General features: G+C 62.7%; 15 protein-coding genes. 4 read left to right on the top strand and 11 right to left on the bottom strand.

From position 1 onward, the window contains the following. Positions 1 to 212 precede the first annotated feature (212 nt). Complete coding sequence (locus OOZ51_RS00605) at positions 213 to 1,265, top strand: LacI family DNA-binding transcriptional regulator (protein WP_265976950.1); 1,053 nt, start codon at positions 213 to 215, stop codon at positions 1,263 to 1,265. 90 nt (positions 1,266 to 1,355) lie between these two features. Here the strand turns inward: OOZ51_RS00605 and OOZ51_RS00600 are convergent, their stop codons facing one another. Both OOZ51_RS00600 and OOZ51_RS00595 read right to left on the bottom strand, forming a co-directional pair. Next, complete coding sequence (locus OOZ51_RS00600) at positions 1,356 to 1,829, bottom strand: DUF805 domain-containing protein (RefSeq protein ID WP_265976949.1); 474 nt, start codon at positions 1,827 to 1,829, stop codon at positions 1,356 to 1,358. A 400-nt stretch (positions 1,830 to 2,229) separates the two neighbouring features. Further along, positions 2,230 to 2,424, bottom strand: coding sequence for a hypothetical protein (locus tag OOZ51_RS00595; RefSeq protein ID WP_265976948.1), 195 nt, complete (start codon positions 2,422 to 2,424; stop codon positions 2,230 to 2,232). Positions 2,425 to 2,723: 299 nt separating this feature from the next. On the opposite strand from OOZ51_RS00595, the gene OOZ51_RS00590 reads away from it, so the two are divergent. Continuing rightward, positions 2,724 to 3,833 carry an ATP-binding protein gene (locus OOZ51_RS00590; RefSeq protein ID WP_265976947.1) on the top strand — a complete coding sequence of 370 codons (1,110 nt, stop codon included), beginning with the start codon at positions 2,724 to 2,726 and terminating at the stop codon, positions 3,831 to 3,833. Positions 3,834 to 4,445: 612 nt separating this feature from the next. Here OOZ51_RS00590 and OOZ51_RS00585 read toward each other — a convergent pair. From OOZ51_RS00585 to OOZ51_RS00550, 8 genes are all read right to left on the bottom strand, one after another. Continuing rightward, positions 4,446 to 5,465 carry a sugar phosphate isomerase/epimerase family protein gene (locus tag OOZ51_RS00585; protein WP_265976946.1) on the bottom strand — a complete coding sequence of 340 codons (1,020 nt, stop codon included), beginning with the start codon at positions 5,463 to 5,465 and terminating at the stop codon, positions 4,446 to 4,448. A 255-nt stretch (positions 5,466 to 5,720) separates the two neighbouring features. Further along, positions 5,721 to 6,077 (bottom strand): winged helix-turn-helix domain-containing protein, encoded by a 357-nt coding sequence (locus tag OOZ51_RS00580; RefSeq protein ID WP_265976945.1) that lies wholly within the window; start codon positions 6,075 to 6,077, stop codon positions 5,721 to 5,723. A 136-nt stretch (positions 6,078 to 6,213) separates the two neighbouring features. Then, entirely contained in the window at positions 6,214 to 6,954 is a 741-nt protein-coding gene (locus OOZ51_RS00575) for a creatininase family protein (RefSeq protein WP_265976944.1), read from the bottom strand. Next, entirely contained in the window at positions 6,951 to 7,925 is a 975-nt protein-coding gene (locus tag OOZ51_RS00570; protein WP_265976943.1) for an aldo/keto reductase, read from the bottom strand. Before OOZ51_RS00570 ends, OOZ51_RS00575 begins: the two co-directional genes overlap by 4 nt. Positions 7,926 to 7,948: 23 nt before the next feature. Further along, the gene (locus OOZ51_RS00565; protein ID WP_265976942.1) at positions 7,949 to 8,386 is read right to left on the bottom strand and encodes an HtaA domain-containing protein; all 438 of its coding nucleotides are present in this window, start codon (positions 8,384 to 8,386) and stop codon (positions 7,949 to 7,951) included. Next, positions 8,383 to 9,630 carry a cytochrome P450 gene (locus OOZ51_RS00560; RefSeq protein WP_265976941.1) on the bottom strand — a complete coding sequence of 416 codons (1,248 nt, stop codon included), beginning with the start codon at positions 9,628 to 9,630 and terminating at the stop codon, positions 8,383 to 8,385. Before OOZ51_RS00560 ends, OOZ51_RS00565 begins: the two co-directional genes overlap by 4 nt. After that, positions 9,630 to 10,085 carry a flavodoxin domain-containing protein gene (locus OOZ51_RS00555; protein ID WP_265976940.1) on the bottom strand — a complete coding sequence of 152 codons (456 nt, stop codon included), beginning with the start codon at positions 10,083 to 10,085 and terminating at the stop codon, positions 9,630 to 9,632. Before OOZ51_RS00555 ends, OOZ51_RS00560 begins: the two co-directional genes overlap by 1 nt. 25 nt (positions 10,086 to 10,110) lie before the next feature. After that, complete coding sequence (locus OOZ51_RS00550; protein WP_265976939.1) at positions 10,111 to 11,253, bottom strand: FAD-dependent oxidoreductase; 1,143 nt, start codon at positions 11,251 to 11,253, stop codon at positions 10,111 to 10,113. A 244-nt stretch (positions 11,254 to 11,497) separates the two neighbouring features. Between OOZ51_RS00550 and OOZ51_RS00545 the strand changes: the two genes are divergently transcribed. Continuing rightward, on the top strand, positions 11,498 to 12,268 hold the full coding sequence (locus OOZ51_RS00545) for a GntR family transcriptional regulator (protein ID WP_265976938.1): 771 nt from the start codon (positions 11,498 to 11,500) through the stop codon (positions 12,266 to 12,268). Positions 12,269 to 12,538: 270 nt separating this feature from the next. On the opposite strand, the gene OOZ51_RS00540 is transcribed toward OOZ51_RS00545, so the two are convergent. Then, entirely contained in the window at positions 12,539 to 13,066 is a 528-nt protein-coding gene (locus tag OOZ51_RS00540) for an MFS transporter (protein ID WP_323054650.1), read from the bottom strand. A 353-nt stretch (positions 13,067 to 13,419) separates the two neighbouring features. On the opposite strand from OOZ51_RS00540, the gene OOZ51_RS00535 reads away from it, so the two are divergent. After that, positions 13,420 to 14,448, top strand: a complete 1,029-nt coding sequence (locus OOZ51_RS00535; protein WP_265977290.1) for a substrate-binding domain-containing protein — start codon at positions 13,420 to 13,422, stop codon at positions 14,446 to 14,448. Positions 14,449 to 14,468 lie beyond the last annotated feature (20 nt).

Below are 14,468 nucleotides of genomic sequence, written 5' to 3'. Positions count from 1 at the left end.
GCTCCTCGTTGAGTCGCCCCGAGATCTTCGGGGGAACCAGCCAGACAGGCCGGACGTTAGCTGGAACACTATGACAGTTGCTGCAACATGTGCAACGGTTGCCATAAATTGCCATTGTTGCTTTGAGGATTGCATCGTCACAGATGGGAGGGGCTTCGCAGATGAGAGATTATGGAGTCTAAGAACGGACTGCGCGGCCACGAGGGAGCACTATGAGCATTAGCGAGGCCAGCATTGGAGCCAGCCCGCTGGGGCGGGGACCGACCATCAGGGATGTCGCCGCGCTCAGTGGTGTGGCCGCCTCAACGGTCTCGCGGGCTTTGACCCAGCCGCACCGTGTCAACCAAGCGACCAGGGAACGCATCGAAGCGGCGGCGCATGAACTGGGATACGTTCCCTCCGCCTATCCCAGAAATACGGCCCCGGGCAGGTCAGGCGCCGTTGCCGTCCTGGTTCCAGACATCACAAACCCGTACTTCTTTGACTTCATCCGCAGCACGCAGCACCAACTCAAGACTGCCGGCTACACGCAATTGCTCGTCGACACCGAAGAGGATGTCGAGCTGGAAGCAACATACCTGGAAGAGTTCCGAAGCTCTGCGGTCGGCTTCATTCTTCCCGCCACCCGGCTCAGCGACGAACAGCTCATCAGCGCTGCCGCCAAATCACCCCTCGTGACCATAAACCGCAGCACCCCTGGCGTCCCCAGCGTAATCATTGATACCGCTTCCGGGGTCCAGCAGGCTATGGAACATCTGTTTTCACTTGGCCACAGGGATATTGCCTACATCGCCGGCCCACCGAACTCCTGGTCGGACGGCCGGCGATGGGACGCGCTGCAGGAGAGATCCGAGTCACTGGGCATCACCATCCGCCGGCTCGGACCCTACCACCCCAGTAAGCGGTCCGGCGCCGCCGCTGCCGACACCCTGCTCAACAGCGGCGCCACCGCCTGCATTGCGTTCAACGACCTGGTCGCCATAGGCGTCCTCGTCCGGCTCAGGGAACGCGGCATCGACGTCCCCGATGAGATAAGCGTCGTGGGATGCGACGACATCTTCGGAGCCGACTTCTGCCAACCGCCCCTGACCACCCTTACCGCTCCGATCGAACAAGCGGGACGGGTCGCATCGGACATGCTCGTCAGCAGGCTGCGCCATGGCCAGTCTCAACTTCGCATGAAGGTCGAGCTACCCACTCACCTGACCATCCGTGCGTCCACCGGCCCTCTCTTACGGCCAACTGCCTTCCGACCAACGACCTGAACCGTCCCCAACGCATTCTCGGCACGTGCGTGCACAACAAAAGGCCACCGGCGGGATGCCGGTGGCCTTTAGTATCGCGCCGCTTTGAGGCTAGGCGGGGACGTCGAACCGCTGGCCTTCCGGCTTAGGCGGAAGGAACATGAAGATAAGCAAGGCCAGTCCACCGAGGAACGGAACAAGGCCGATAAGGATCATCCAGCCGCTGAAGTTCGCATCGTGCAGGCGGCGGACGACGAGGGCCAGGGACGGGACGATAACGGCCAGGCCCCAGATGACCAAGAGGATGACGCCGACGATCGCGCCGGGACCCGGAACCATGGTTCCGGAGTCACTGACGGTGGCGCCAGCGGAGCCGGCCACGGACATGATGATGTTCAGCACGATGCTCACGACAGCGGCGATGAGGGTCCACCACCAGTATTCGCTGCGGCTGGCGCGGCCGGTGAAGGTGGCGTACTTCTTGAAGAACCGGCGTGCGGCCTCACCGATGGGCGCACCGTAGTGCGGGGCCCAAAGCGGGACGGCGCTGCCGGCCGGGACGGTCTGTTGCTGCTGGTACGACAATGGATCTCCTCTATAGACGAGTGATGACGATTTATCGTAGGGCCCTAAACCACCTGCAAAGTTGTCCTGCAGATGAAATTCCAGCGGCGTGTCGGAATACTACGTTCGTTTTTTGATAAGACGTGCCGGTCGCCGGTCCTTTGTCCGCGCTCTTTTTCCCTTCACCGCCACTGGGCCCGGTGATTGTGCTGGAAAGCGGAAACTTTATGCGCGATGTATGTAGAGAATGGCCGAGCCACAAAATTCCTTGAAATTTGTGGAGCTAAGGGGATTCGAACCCCTGACCTCTTCTCACGGGAGGGCACATTTCGTTGTCTGCCAATGGCTTGCGTTGGCTTGCCAATCCGCGGAATCCAGCAGATTTCTGTGCGAGGCACGGTCCACGACATGTCAGCGGTTTTCATCGTTTCCGTGGGATAAACGTGTGGCGGACATGTCCCAAGTCGCTTCCAAGGATTGTCGCCCTCCGCCGGACGTAGCCGTGGCCGTCGATTTCGATGTCAACCAAGTAGCCGGCCTTCTCCATACGCGCGAATGCTGCATCCGCGTCTTCGACGCCGTCCTTCCGAAGCAGATTGGCGGCCACTTCTTGCACGAAAGTGCCACCACGATAAAGCGCACAAGGTCCCTCGCCATGGGTGCCGTGCGGCTTCAGCCAGTCGCGCCCCAACGTAGAAATGGCTCCCGTGGTTCAGTCATCGACGGGTCCGTCCCGCCCGGGGCCGCAAGGAGAGCCTGGGCCGTGGCCGGAAGCGGTTCTTCCGCCGACCCGGCCCCTAGGAGACTCCTCAGTGGCGCGGACCCAACGAACGCGAGTACTATCGTCTAAAGTTCACCAAATTCACCCGGATTCCTAAATTCACCAAATTCACCTAAATTCACCTGAGGAATGGCGTGCTCGACCTAGACAACCCGTTCCGGCCCACGGCCGGAGCTACCCCACCGGAAGTCATCGGCCGGTCCGGGCTGCTGGATGAATTCGAATATGGTCTGCGGCTCGGCTCCGGAGCCCCCGGACTCCTGTCCATCTTCACCGGCGCTCGCGGCATCGGCAAGACCGTCATGCTCGGAGCAGCCCATGACCTGGCCCAGGAGCACGGATGGGCAGTCGTGGCGGAGACCGCAACCGGAGCCTTCATGGGCCGGATCGGCGAAAAAATGCGCCGACTCATCCAGGAGCTTGACGACCAACCCGAATCCCGCCGTCGTATCACAGGGATTTCGATTGCCGGGTTCAGTGTCACGTCACAACTTTCGCCCGAACGCCAGGTCGACTGGTGGGAACTGGGGGAAACGCTCCTGAAGCTTCTGGACGAACGCGGGACCGGGCTCCTCATCACCGTCGATGAGATCCATGCGGCCGACCGCGCCGAACTGGCCCAGCTTGCGGCCAACGTCCAACACTTCATCCAGGACCGCCTGCCCATCGCACTGATCTTCGCAGGCCTTCCCTCTGCCGTATCGGACCTACTGAACGAGGGCGTGGCAACATTCCTTCGCAGAGCCGACAAGATCGATCTCCATGCCGCCGCGGTACGCGATGTCGAGACATCCTTTACGGAAACGTTCGCCACCGCCGGGATCACCATCGCCCCGGACCTGGTGCACAAGGCAGCAATAACCACCGGAGGCTACCCCTTCCTCATCCAACTGGTCGGCTACTTCCTCTGGCGCGAGGCCGAGAATAACAACGGTGCTCTCTCCCCCGCGGCCGTCGACCGGGCAATTGCAGCCGCCATCCGACGCAACGAACGCGTGGTAATCGAAGCCGCCCTCGCCGCAGCATCCGCGAAAGACCAGGAGATCCTGCACGCCATGGCCATCGATGACGGACCCTCCACCGCCGGGGACATCGTTCAGCGGACCGGCTCGCGGCCCAGCCTCGTGGCCAAATACCGGACCAGACTCCTGGCCGCAGGCCTCATCGAATCAACCGGCCACGGAAAGACCGACTTCGCCATTCCCGGACTGCGGGAATACCTGCGCAAGAATCAACCAACCTGACCCCTGCCGGACTCCACACGTCTGAGTCGCCGGGCAGAGCCTTTCCAGCGCACGAGCGTGGAAGAGTCACCTCCAGTCCTTGGGACGGACAACCAGTATGTCGCGGGCAATCTGGCATGGCCGCTCCCGAAGTCGGCTTCGGTCAGAGCGAGGCGCTTTGCCTACCGCTGCCGATGACCTCGATGAGGATTCCCTTGACGTTCATGGGGCGAAGACTGCCGCTGAGGGGGTAAACCGAGCGCCGCGCCGAGGCGTTCCGCCGCGCCTCCTACCCCACCACCAAAGGCTACGCCGCCGCCTACTACCGCGAATCCAAACCCCGGCTACAGAGCCGTCACCATCCGATTCGAAGGCACATCGAAACCTAGAAACGGCTATTTGTCTGCAGGAGCGGGTCAGTGGATATGAATTACGGGCCGATCCATTCAAAGCGTCAACCCCGAATCGGATGGCTGGCGTGATACCTATGTCCGTCCAAGCAACACGCTGAACCCGTTCCGGACCGACCCACCCCCGCTTCGGACGAACTCGAAATGATCGGCAACGCGGCGGTCGTGCCGGGTGCAGCCGAGCCCGGTGGGATACTGCCCACCGGGCTCCTTCAGAATGCTGCTAGGCCGAGACGTTCAGCGACTCGGAGAGCGCTGCGTCCGCGTCCCGCAGGACCTTGGCCGCCACCTCGAGCCCTTCGATCCGGCCGAGTGAGGTGTCTTCGTGCTCGATGTTGACCAGCATGTTCGGGTCCACTTCACGCAGGGCACGCAGGAACTCGGTCCAGTACGCGGTGTCGTGCCCTCTGCCGAGGGCAACGAAGTCCCAAGCGGAGTTCTTGGGCCACTCGTTGGCCCACTCCTCGCCGCCGAGGTTGGTGCGGGTTTCTTCCGGCGAGAGGCGGCGGAAGCTGTTGTCGAGGACACCGTAGAGAGCGGCGTTCGCGCTGTTCACTCGGATGTCCTTTGCGGCTGCCTGGAAGACCAAGGGCCCCAGTTCGCGGACCACGGCTACCGGATCCATTTGCTGCCAGAACAGATGCGACGCGTCCAGTTCGACGCCCACGTGGGTGGCTCTCGTGAGTTCGATGAGCTTGTGAACGTCGGCAGTGTTGAACACGATGTTCTGCGGGTGCAGTTCCAGGGCTACCTTGACGCCATGGTCTGCGGCCAGGCGGTCGATCTCGCGCCAGAAGTCGGCTGCGATGCCCCACTGGTAGTCGAGGACGTCCAGTCCGGCCGAGTTCCATGCGTTCACTACCCAGTTGACCGTGGTGGCGCCGGGCTCACCGCCTGGCAGCCCGGACATGGTCACCACGCGGTTCTGGCCCAGCCTGTGCGCGAGGCGGATGGAACGGCGGATGTCTTCTGCGTGTTTCTCGCCGATCTCGCGCTTCGGGTGCAGCGGGTTGCCGTTGCAGTTCAGGCCTGCGATAGCGACGCCGGTGCCCTCGAAGATCGCCAGGTAGTCATCGCGGGCCGCGTCGCTTTCCAGGATCTGGTCCATGGTGGGGACATGGACGGCGGGCAGGAATCCGCCGGTGTTGATTTCGATGCCGGTGAGCCCCAGGTCGGCGATGACCTTGAGCGCATCGGGAAGGGGACGGTCGTGCAGGATCGCGTTGTAGACGCCGAGTTTCATAGCGTGAACTTCTTTCCGTTGTTGTTAATGGTGTATTCCTTGACTGTGGCCAAGGCCTCCATGGTGTGGACCCGCTCGTCGAAGGTGAACGGCGCGGCAGGGCCTCGGATTCAGGAAGGGCCGTGATTTCTTCCAGGAAGTCGCGCGCAGAGGTTCTTGATGGACAAAGCGAACCCTTTCATTTGCCTTCGTTGCCCGGTTGCCAATTTCTATGACGACACTGCCGCCGCAGTGTCCGTTGAGGGTGATCGCCGATCACCGAATGAAGGTGCCGGCTTTTTGCGTCCGGACCAGCATGCCTTTGTCCTCAAGGTATGACCAAGCATGGCGCACCGTTGAGACGGCGAGCCTGAGTTCGTGTGCCATTTCCGACTCGGGAAGGAGCCTGGTTCCGTGGGGGATTTCCCCGGAGGCGACCGCTTCCTCGACGCTCCGGGCGAGTTGGTAGTACAAGGGCTCGGGTCCGTACCGCCTGAACCGCAGCACCTGCGCGAAGGGAACCGTTGGCTCTGCGGGAGCCCCTTCCAGGTCTTGAGCGGGGAACCGCTTCGGCCTGTCGTGGACGCCAGAGCTGCGCGGGTCCGGCGCCTTCCCATCCACGAGTGAATCCACAATGCCTCCTTCCCGTTTGTAGAAGCGGGTCCCTGGACCGATGCGCATGTCTGTAGGGGCATGCCGGTCGAAGGGACCCGCTTCAGCGATGCCGGGGCCATCCGTCCCCGGATGGAGGGACAGTTGGCCCCGGGATTCAGTTCGAGGGTGTCGCGGCGGCTGTTTCCGCCAGCCATGCACCCATGTGTTCGAGTAGCGTTGGGCCCGATTCAAGGACCGCGACCCGCGGGTCGGGGCCGAAGACGCCCCACAGCGGGTGCTGGGGTTCGTGGCGATGCAGCCCGTAGGGGTCCCCGCCCGGGTCCACGGCTGGGTGGGTGTCTGCCGGGGGCAGACGCTCCAGGTGCACCAGTTCGGGGGCTATCCCGGCCAGCAGGGTCGTCTCGAACTCTCCTGCATGATCGGCAGGGAGCGGAGCGGTTGGGCACCTGTTCACCGCGGTCGCTGTCACCTTGAGGGCTCCGTTTTCGCGATCATTCCATTTAGCTGAGACCTGGTCGATCATTTCCAGTTGTTCGGGGGCAAAGTGTCCACTGAATATCACTGCAGTGGACACTCCGAAGTCCTCCAGCCGGGTCAATGTAGCGTTCAGGTGCTCGCTGATCCCGCCTCCCCCGTTCATCATGATCGTCCACGGATAATGGCCGTGACCGCCGCCGAACCCTTGATAGACCGTCGGGAGCACGATCCCACCGCTGCGGCGGGCCGCGGAGACGCACACGCCATGGGCGGTCAGGGCGTCCAGCCCGATCGGCAAATGGGGTCCGTGGAACTCCAGGGTGCCCAAGGGTAGGTACGAGATGGCGTGGTCAGCCAAGCGGGCGTTGAGTTCGTCCGGACTGAGGAGCTCTGCCTGAACCTGATCGGTCCGGCTCATTTGTAGTAGTTCCTGATCCATCCATGCTCGGCAAGCTGCCCACGCAGCTCCTCCGGGAACGGCTGTCCGTCCGAGTAGCCGACGTTTCGGGCGATGTTCCGGGAACTACTCATGCCGGCGATCACGGTGGAAACCTCCGGGGAGGCCAACACGTATTTGATGGCTGCTTCCGCAAGCGTGGAGTAATAGGGGGCGACAAGCTTCTTCAGGGCCTCTACCCGGCGAAGGGTCTCACCGAACCGCTCTCCGCGGAACATCTCCCGCTGCTGCGATCCTTCCTCCCAGCTGTCGTAGGTCTCCGGTGTCCAGAGACCCGACAAAGATCCCGAGTCGAAGGCGACCCTGTCGATAATTGCGGTATCGGTTTTCGCTGCCGCGGGGAACAAGGCGTCCACGGGTCGCTGCTCGAACATGTTGAAGATCACCTGGATCGAATCGACAAGCCCAAGCTCCGCAAGCTGGACACCTTCATCGGGGCGATAGTCGCGGATTGAGACGCCGATCTTGTCGATCTTTCCCTCGGCACGCAGCTCGTTGAGCGTTTCAAGCCAGTCCAGCTCGCCGATTCCTGATCGCAGCCAGCAATGAAGCTGAAGCAGGTCCAGGCGTTCCACCCCGAGACGCTTCAGGGAAGCTTCGACGTTTTCACGCAGGTACCAAGCCGGATAGCGGCCGCGCATCTGCGGATCGTCCTGATCCGGGTTCGGCCATTGGATTGGCCGGGTCTTGGTCGCGACATAGATTTTGTCCCCGTCCCAGCGACGAAGCGACTCCCCGATGACCTCCTCGCTGTGCCCGAACCCGTAGAACTCGGCGGTGTCGACGAAGTTAATGCCCTGCTCGTAGGCCGTCAGCAAGGCACGAACGGATTGCTCGTCGTCCACCGTGCCCCATTGCCCTCCAAGCTGCCAGGCGCCGAAGGAAATCTCACTGACCTTCCAGCCGGTGCGACCGAAGTTGCGATACTGCATGTTGTCCTCTCTGGTCCCGCGCGTCAGGGCGCGGAACGGATCGTCAGGGGCGCAAGAGAAGCGCCCGGGGGGTAGACGCCGCCGAGGACGGCGGCACCATCGTCAGTAAGGCTCACGAACTCTGAGTGAAGGACGGCGCCGCCGCCGACTCCCACGTTCATCAATTCGGCGATGGGAATACGAACGCCTGAAACTTCGGCGGACAGCACCGTGCGTCGGCCGGCACGTTCGAGTCTGAACTCATCGAGGGTCACGTCCAGGACTCCGTGATGCCCATAGAAGTGGATGGTTCCGATGAAACGGAAGCCGTCTTCGTCCACCCGCTGGCCGGGCAGAACGAAAACATCTTCGCGCCGGGCGGCACCGTTGCGTTCTTCGATGAGGCCGTCAGGGAGCGCCTCAAGGTAGGCGACAAAGCTTTCCTTGACGCCCCATTCAAGCTCGACGGGGTACACGGTCACTGCTCGAACGCGACCGGCAGCTTCGCGAAACCGCGGACCAACTGCTTGGTCCACCGCTCGGGCGCGCCCGAGACGTGAATGTCGGGGCCGCGTAGCAGCTCCTCGACGACAATGCGCGAAGCAAGACGTGCGAACGGCGCACCCATGCACGCATGGATGCCATCGCCGAAGGACATGATCCGGTTTGCGGGCGTGAACTCGCGCGTGAGGTCAAACCGGTCGGGGTCAGGGTAGACGCGCTCGTCGCGATTCGCGGAGCCCTGCAGGAGCATGACGCGCGAGTCCTTCGGGATGACCGTGCCAGCGATCTCGACATCCTCGTTCGTCTGCCGCGAGACGTTCTGACCGGGAGTGTCATAGCGGAGGCACTCCTCCACGAACTGCGGGATCATCGACGGGTTCGCACGCAGGAACGGCTGCAGACCAGGGAACCGGTCGAAGATTGCGATGCAGTTTGTGATGAGCGCGGCGGGAGCGTCGCTCGCAGCCGAGAGCACGAGGTGCGCGAGGCCCTCCTGCTCGTCAGGGCGGACCTTACCGGCGTGCACAGCGATGAGGATCTGCGTGAACGCGTCGCTACCTGTCGCGGGCGCGCCGCCGTCGATCTCGGCGCGGCGCGCGGCGAAGCGCTCGGCGAGGACCTCTTCCGTCTCGCGGTTCGCCGCGGCGGCGTCCTCGGGGAGGCCATACTCGCCGACAGTGCGCACCATCGCGCGCTCGAGGTGCTCTGTGAGCACTCGGTGGTCATCAAGGGGAGCGCCGAGGAGCATGATTCCCATGCCGATTCCCATGGGGACGGCGACCTCGTTTGCGAAGTCGCCGCTGCCGCGTTCCCACAGGTCGCGCAGCAGCTCCCGCGTGAACTCGCGCACGCCGTCCTCTTTGGCGAGGACCTCGCGCGCAGAGAACGTGCGTCGGATCGCCGCGCGAAGCGCCGTGTGCCGCGGAGGGTCGAGCGTGACGAGCATGCCCTCGCCGTAGGAGTCGTGCGTGCCGTCAACGTCGTTGCCGAAGCGGCTCGAGAGGCGCTCGTGGTCTGCGATGGCGGCGCGCACGTCGGCGTAGCGCGAAACGACGTAGAGGTTTCGCTTGGCGTTGTAGTAGACAGGTGCCTCATCCCGCAGGCGCTTGTAGAGATCGTAAGGGTAGTCGTAATCTGCGTACGACATGGGGTCGTAGTAGAGCGTGAGGTCCGCGGGGACCTGGACAGACTCGTCAGCGTGGACACTGGTCGTGATGCTCATCAGGCCACCGCGCAGAGGTCGACGGTGGAAACGATGCCCTTCGCCCATTCCAGTGCCGTGTCGTTGGGCAGCGACCCGTCGCTCGCATCGTGACGGCCGTACTCCCCTACCCGTGTCGCACCAAGCGCTGCTAGCCGCTCGTCGATGCGTTCGCTTCCCCGGCTGTAGGTCTCGTAGGAGCTGTCGCCCAATCCGAACATGGCGTAGCGGATTCCGGAAAGATCGGGCTTCTCGTTGTCGAGCAGCTCTGCGAAGGGAACCGCGCTGCTCGGCAGGTCACCGTCGCCATGGGTCGAGCAGACCACAATATAGAACGCGTCCGGTGTGAGGTCCTCGAGCATGGCATCGGCCATGTCGACCGCGCGAATGGACTCGGTTGAGAGTTCTGAGACCAGGTCGTCGGCGACTGTCTCGGCATTACCGGATTCGGTGCCGTAAAGAACTACGATGCTCATGGTGACTTCCTTTGTCGGGTGTTCGTCAGGGTCGGGGGGTGGCACCGGACAGGTGTCCGGCTTCGATGTCGGCAATAATGGCGTCTGCGACGGTGCGTGCGTCGCTCCGGTTCGCGGGGATGGTCCCGACCGGGCCTCGACGGAACCATCCGACGCAGTAGATCCCGTTACCCAGCAGGCCGCGGGTAAGGTCTGTGGTTTCGGACTCAAGGGTGCTGCGGAGAAGGACGTCGTCGGCTGCCTCCGTGAACCCCACGGCGGTGCATACTGAATCCGTTTCCAGCACCAGCTGCTCACGGCGGCCTGCCGTGTCACGGAATACCGCCCGATCGACGTGGTCCTCACCTTCGAGGTGTGAAGGGGTCCACCCGAAGTGGAAACGTACTTCGCGGCCGGCGACGGCCGGCGAGCCGTCGACCAGGTCCGTGATCGAGCTGGTTTTTTCGTCTCCGGTTTCCGTGAGGTCGATGTCGGTGGTGAACCTGACATCGCTGAGCTTTCCCAGTTCGCGCACCATGGCGGGGTCGAATTTTGCATAGGCGACCCCGGAGCGCCCTACGACGTCGATGTGTTCGACCGGTCCGTTGGATACAGCTTCTATGGAGTCATGGGGAACTCCGAGTTCTGCCAGCTCTGCCGGGGAGGTGAGCATGAGCCGCACGAGATCGATGGCGACGTTGCCGTTCCCGACGATCACCGGTCGACGGCCGATGCTGATGCGCGCCGAGTCGCGGTCCGGGTGGCCGTTGATCATGCGGGTCAGTTCGCCGGATCCGTAGACCCCGGCATGGGTGGCGTGCCCGCCTGCCCGGTGGAACCCGTCGATCGTGCGGTCTGCCCACAGCCCGGTGGCAAGTACCACGACGTCGAAGTCCGCACGCAGATCTTCGATCGAAATATCCCGGCCGACATCCACTCCGCCGACGAATTGGACTCCCTCCCGGGCAAACAGCCTTTCGAATTGCTTCGCGATCGCCTTGGTTCCCAGGTGATCGGGAGCCACACCGTAGCGGATCAGCCCGTACGGGGTATCCAGACGATCGAAGATGACAATGTCCGATTCTGCCCAGCGCTTGCGGAGGAACTGCGCCGTGTAGCATCCTGACGGCCCGCTTCCGACAATTGCGATTCGCGGATGCCCGTCCCGGACTGGCTGTGCGCGTTCCATTGGTACTGTGCTCCTTTGCGACCAAATGATTCTTTCGATTGAGAGTACGAGCAGAACACCGGGCTGGCGCCGCCCAGCGAGGAATATCGGTCCGGCTGTTCATCAAGTCAGCCGGGTACCCCTGAATTTGTCTATTGGACTAGACAAGTTACTCCGGTGAAAATGCACCAGGGGTCCCGGCATGTACGGGCTGCTGCTTCGGCCGCGCGGAAGGAACGTGATGCCGGGATGACATACTTAGGATATGGAGCCGTTCGTCGTTGAGCAGGATTCGCCGCTGAGCGTATGGGGACAGATCGAGAGGGATCTCCATCGTCGAATCGAACTCTTCGAGTTTCGTCGCGGAATGCGTCTGCCGTCGGAGAACGAGCTTGCTGCCCACTACGGGGTGAGCCGGATGACGGTGCGTCGTGCCATCGAGAGCCTGGTGACAGACGGATATCTGCGGTCCAAACGCGGTTCCGGCACATTCGTGACTGAAAGCAATCGGCACTTCGATGTGGACTTGCTCCGCCCATGGCGGGAGCAACTTCTCGCAACCGGCCATGTGGCCCGTTCGCGCCTCACGGAATACTCGAAGGACACAGTGGTGGCCAACGAGCTTCTCGGCCTCATCGAGCACGACCAGGCGCAACGGTTCGTTTTCGGACTCCATATTCAGGAAGTCGACGGCGTCGCAATCGCGATAACGGAATCATGGCTTCCCGCGACCAGCCGGGCGATTCTTTCGCAGAAACCGCGCTCAGCACTGGCCACCGCCTCCGGTTCCATCCGCATCTCATTCGCCAGTCGCCGCCAGGCGGGTCTTCTGAACTCACCAAAAGACGTCCCCTTGCTTGAAGTCACGACTTGCAGCAGATTGCGGGAAACGGGCGAGTTGGTTGAGCTTGCCCGTACGTCCTGGATCGCCGGTCGGGTGCGGCTCAAATACGGTCGAACCCTCACGATCGGTCAGATCGATATGTCGGAACTGATGTCTCCCGAACTGCAGCGCGAAGGACTCAGGCCCCGCTGAGTGCTGATCCTGCAGACTCCCCCGGCCCCGGCCGCAGTGAGGCATGACAGGCAGTGCCTCACTGGATGCGTCAGGGCGGTCTTCCGGATCGGAGGACGAACCCGGCCAGGGCTGGAGGTTCGGACGACGCGCTAGGCCGCTCCGCCACGCTGCGTTGAGGGCAGTGACGAGGAAATGGTCCGGGGAGCAATGGTCGCGTCAACAAAGCGGTCGGCGCCGGGACGCTCATCACGTGCCCGCGCCGCCTGCCTTTTGACCCTAAGAACTCATCTATTTCTTGTGGACGAGGTAGATGGCCCCCGTTGTGACTTCCTCTTCGAGTGCCTCGAGGGTGCGGCCGCGTGTCTCCGGCACTTGGGTGATGGCGAAGATCAGTGCCACGACGTTGATGGCGGCGAAGAGGAAGAACGAGCCGGTGATGCCCACGGCGCTGACGAGCGAGGGGAAGTAGAGCGAGAGGAACCCGTTAATCACCCACAGGACGAACACCGAAATGCCGATGCCGCGCATGTGCAGCGGGAACACTTCCGAGTGGTACACCCAGACGGCGATGTTGAGGAACAGTTGCACCGATCCGACGAACACGACAACGAGTGCAAGGATCACGAAGGGCTGCGCGGGGCTGCCGACCGGAAGCACCATCGATGCGATGCCGATGAGCCAGTGCGAGACCGTCGTCAGCCCAAGGCCGAGGATGAAGTTCTTGCGCCGGTCGATGTGGTCCATGAGGACGAGGGCGGCCGAGCCGGCTACGACGGCGACAAGGCCAAGGCGCCTGCGGAGAGGGCCGTCGGCCAGTGGCGGCAGTGAGGTTTGCCGTGAAGATGTGCGGTTTCCATCGGAATCCTTTGTCGTACAGGCGCGGATCCCTCAGTGATCCGCGTCACTTACCCTAACCCGCGAAAGTGAATATGTCCGGTCAAACTAACAATATGACCGGCCAGGCAAACAGCCAGGTTGCCCTGAAAATTCCAAGGCGGGGACGGCGGGTCGGCAAAGTATTTTGCCAAATGTCAGAACAAACTCTTGACAAATCTAACGCGCGAAACGTCTACTAGTTGTGATGGACGCCACAGGGCGTCCGTGCAGGAAACCCGTCACCGCCCAGGGCAGGCGGATTTGCGGGGCCACGAAAGGACTTGGACGTGTCAATGAAGACCACCACTCGACAGAAGGCAACCCGTGTCGGCCTGGCCGCCGCGGGAGCTGCCGTTCTTCTGTTCGCCAGCGCATGCAGCAGCAACAGCTCCGCCAGCAGTTCATCCAGTGCCGCTCTTAAGGACGGCTTCGGTAGCCATGCTCAAAACCGGTCAGTATATTTCTTGACTTACTACGACCCTGCCGGCGACGCCTTCTGGAACCAGATGGCCACCGGAGCCAAGGACGCAGCCCAGCTGGGCAACCTGAAAATGACCGAGCAGACCGCCGGAGGGGACGCGAGCAAGATGGGCGACCTCATCAACTCCGCCATCGCCAACAAGCCCGCGGCGATCTTCGTGCCCTTCAATGACCCGTCCTGGGAAGGGGCGGCCTGCGAGGCCTCGAAGGCAGGGATCTCCGTGTACGCCTTCAACGTTCCCCCGTCTGCCAACGCGAAGTCCTGCATCAAGGCGTTTGTCGGTCAGGACTTCAAGCAGGTCGGCCAGCTTGTCGGCCAGCGCCTGCTGAAGGAAGTCAAGATTGGCGCAGGGGACAAGGTCCTATGCGCCGCCGAAGAGCCCACGCAGCAGTACGCCATCCAACGCGGCGGCGGCGTGGAAGACGCACTCAAGGCCGTAGGCGCCAAATGCACCTACCTGCGCACTTCGGCTGAAGACGGGGCTGCCCTCGACTCGATGACTTCGTGGTTGGCGGCCAACAAGGACGTCAAGGCGGTTGTGCCGCTGGGCGGCACTCCGCACCGCAATGCTGTGCCGGCCGAGGACGCCGCAGGCGTCAAGGCCCCGATCATCGGCTTTGACACTTCCCCGCAGGTGATCGACGGCATCACCTCTGGCCGCATCATCGCCACCGCCGACCAACAGGGCTATGTCCAAGGGTTCCAGACCGTCCTCCAGGCCAGCCTCCAGCTGGACTTCGGGCTCTCGCCGTCGGACATCAACTCCGGCGGTAACGGCCTCATCGACAAGACCAACGTGGACAACCTCAAGGCAAAGGACCTGCAGGGCGTCCGCTGGTAACGAAACGCCGCGTCGTATGC

Source organism: Arthrobacter rhizophilus (assembly GCF_026241105.1).
GTDB lineage: Bacteria > Actinomycetota > Actinomycetes > Actinomycetales > Micrococcaceae > Arthrobacter.
This window is presented reverse-complemented; position numbering and strand designations above follow the sequence as displayed.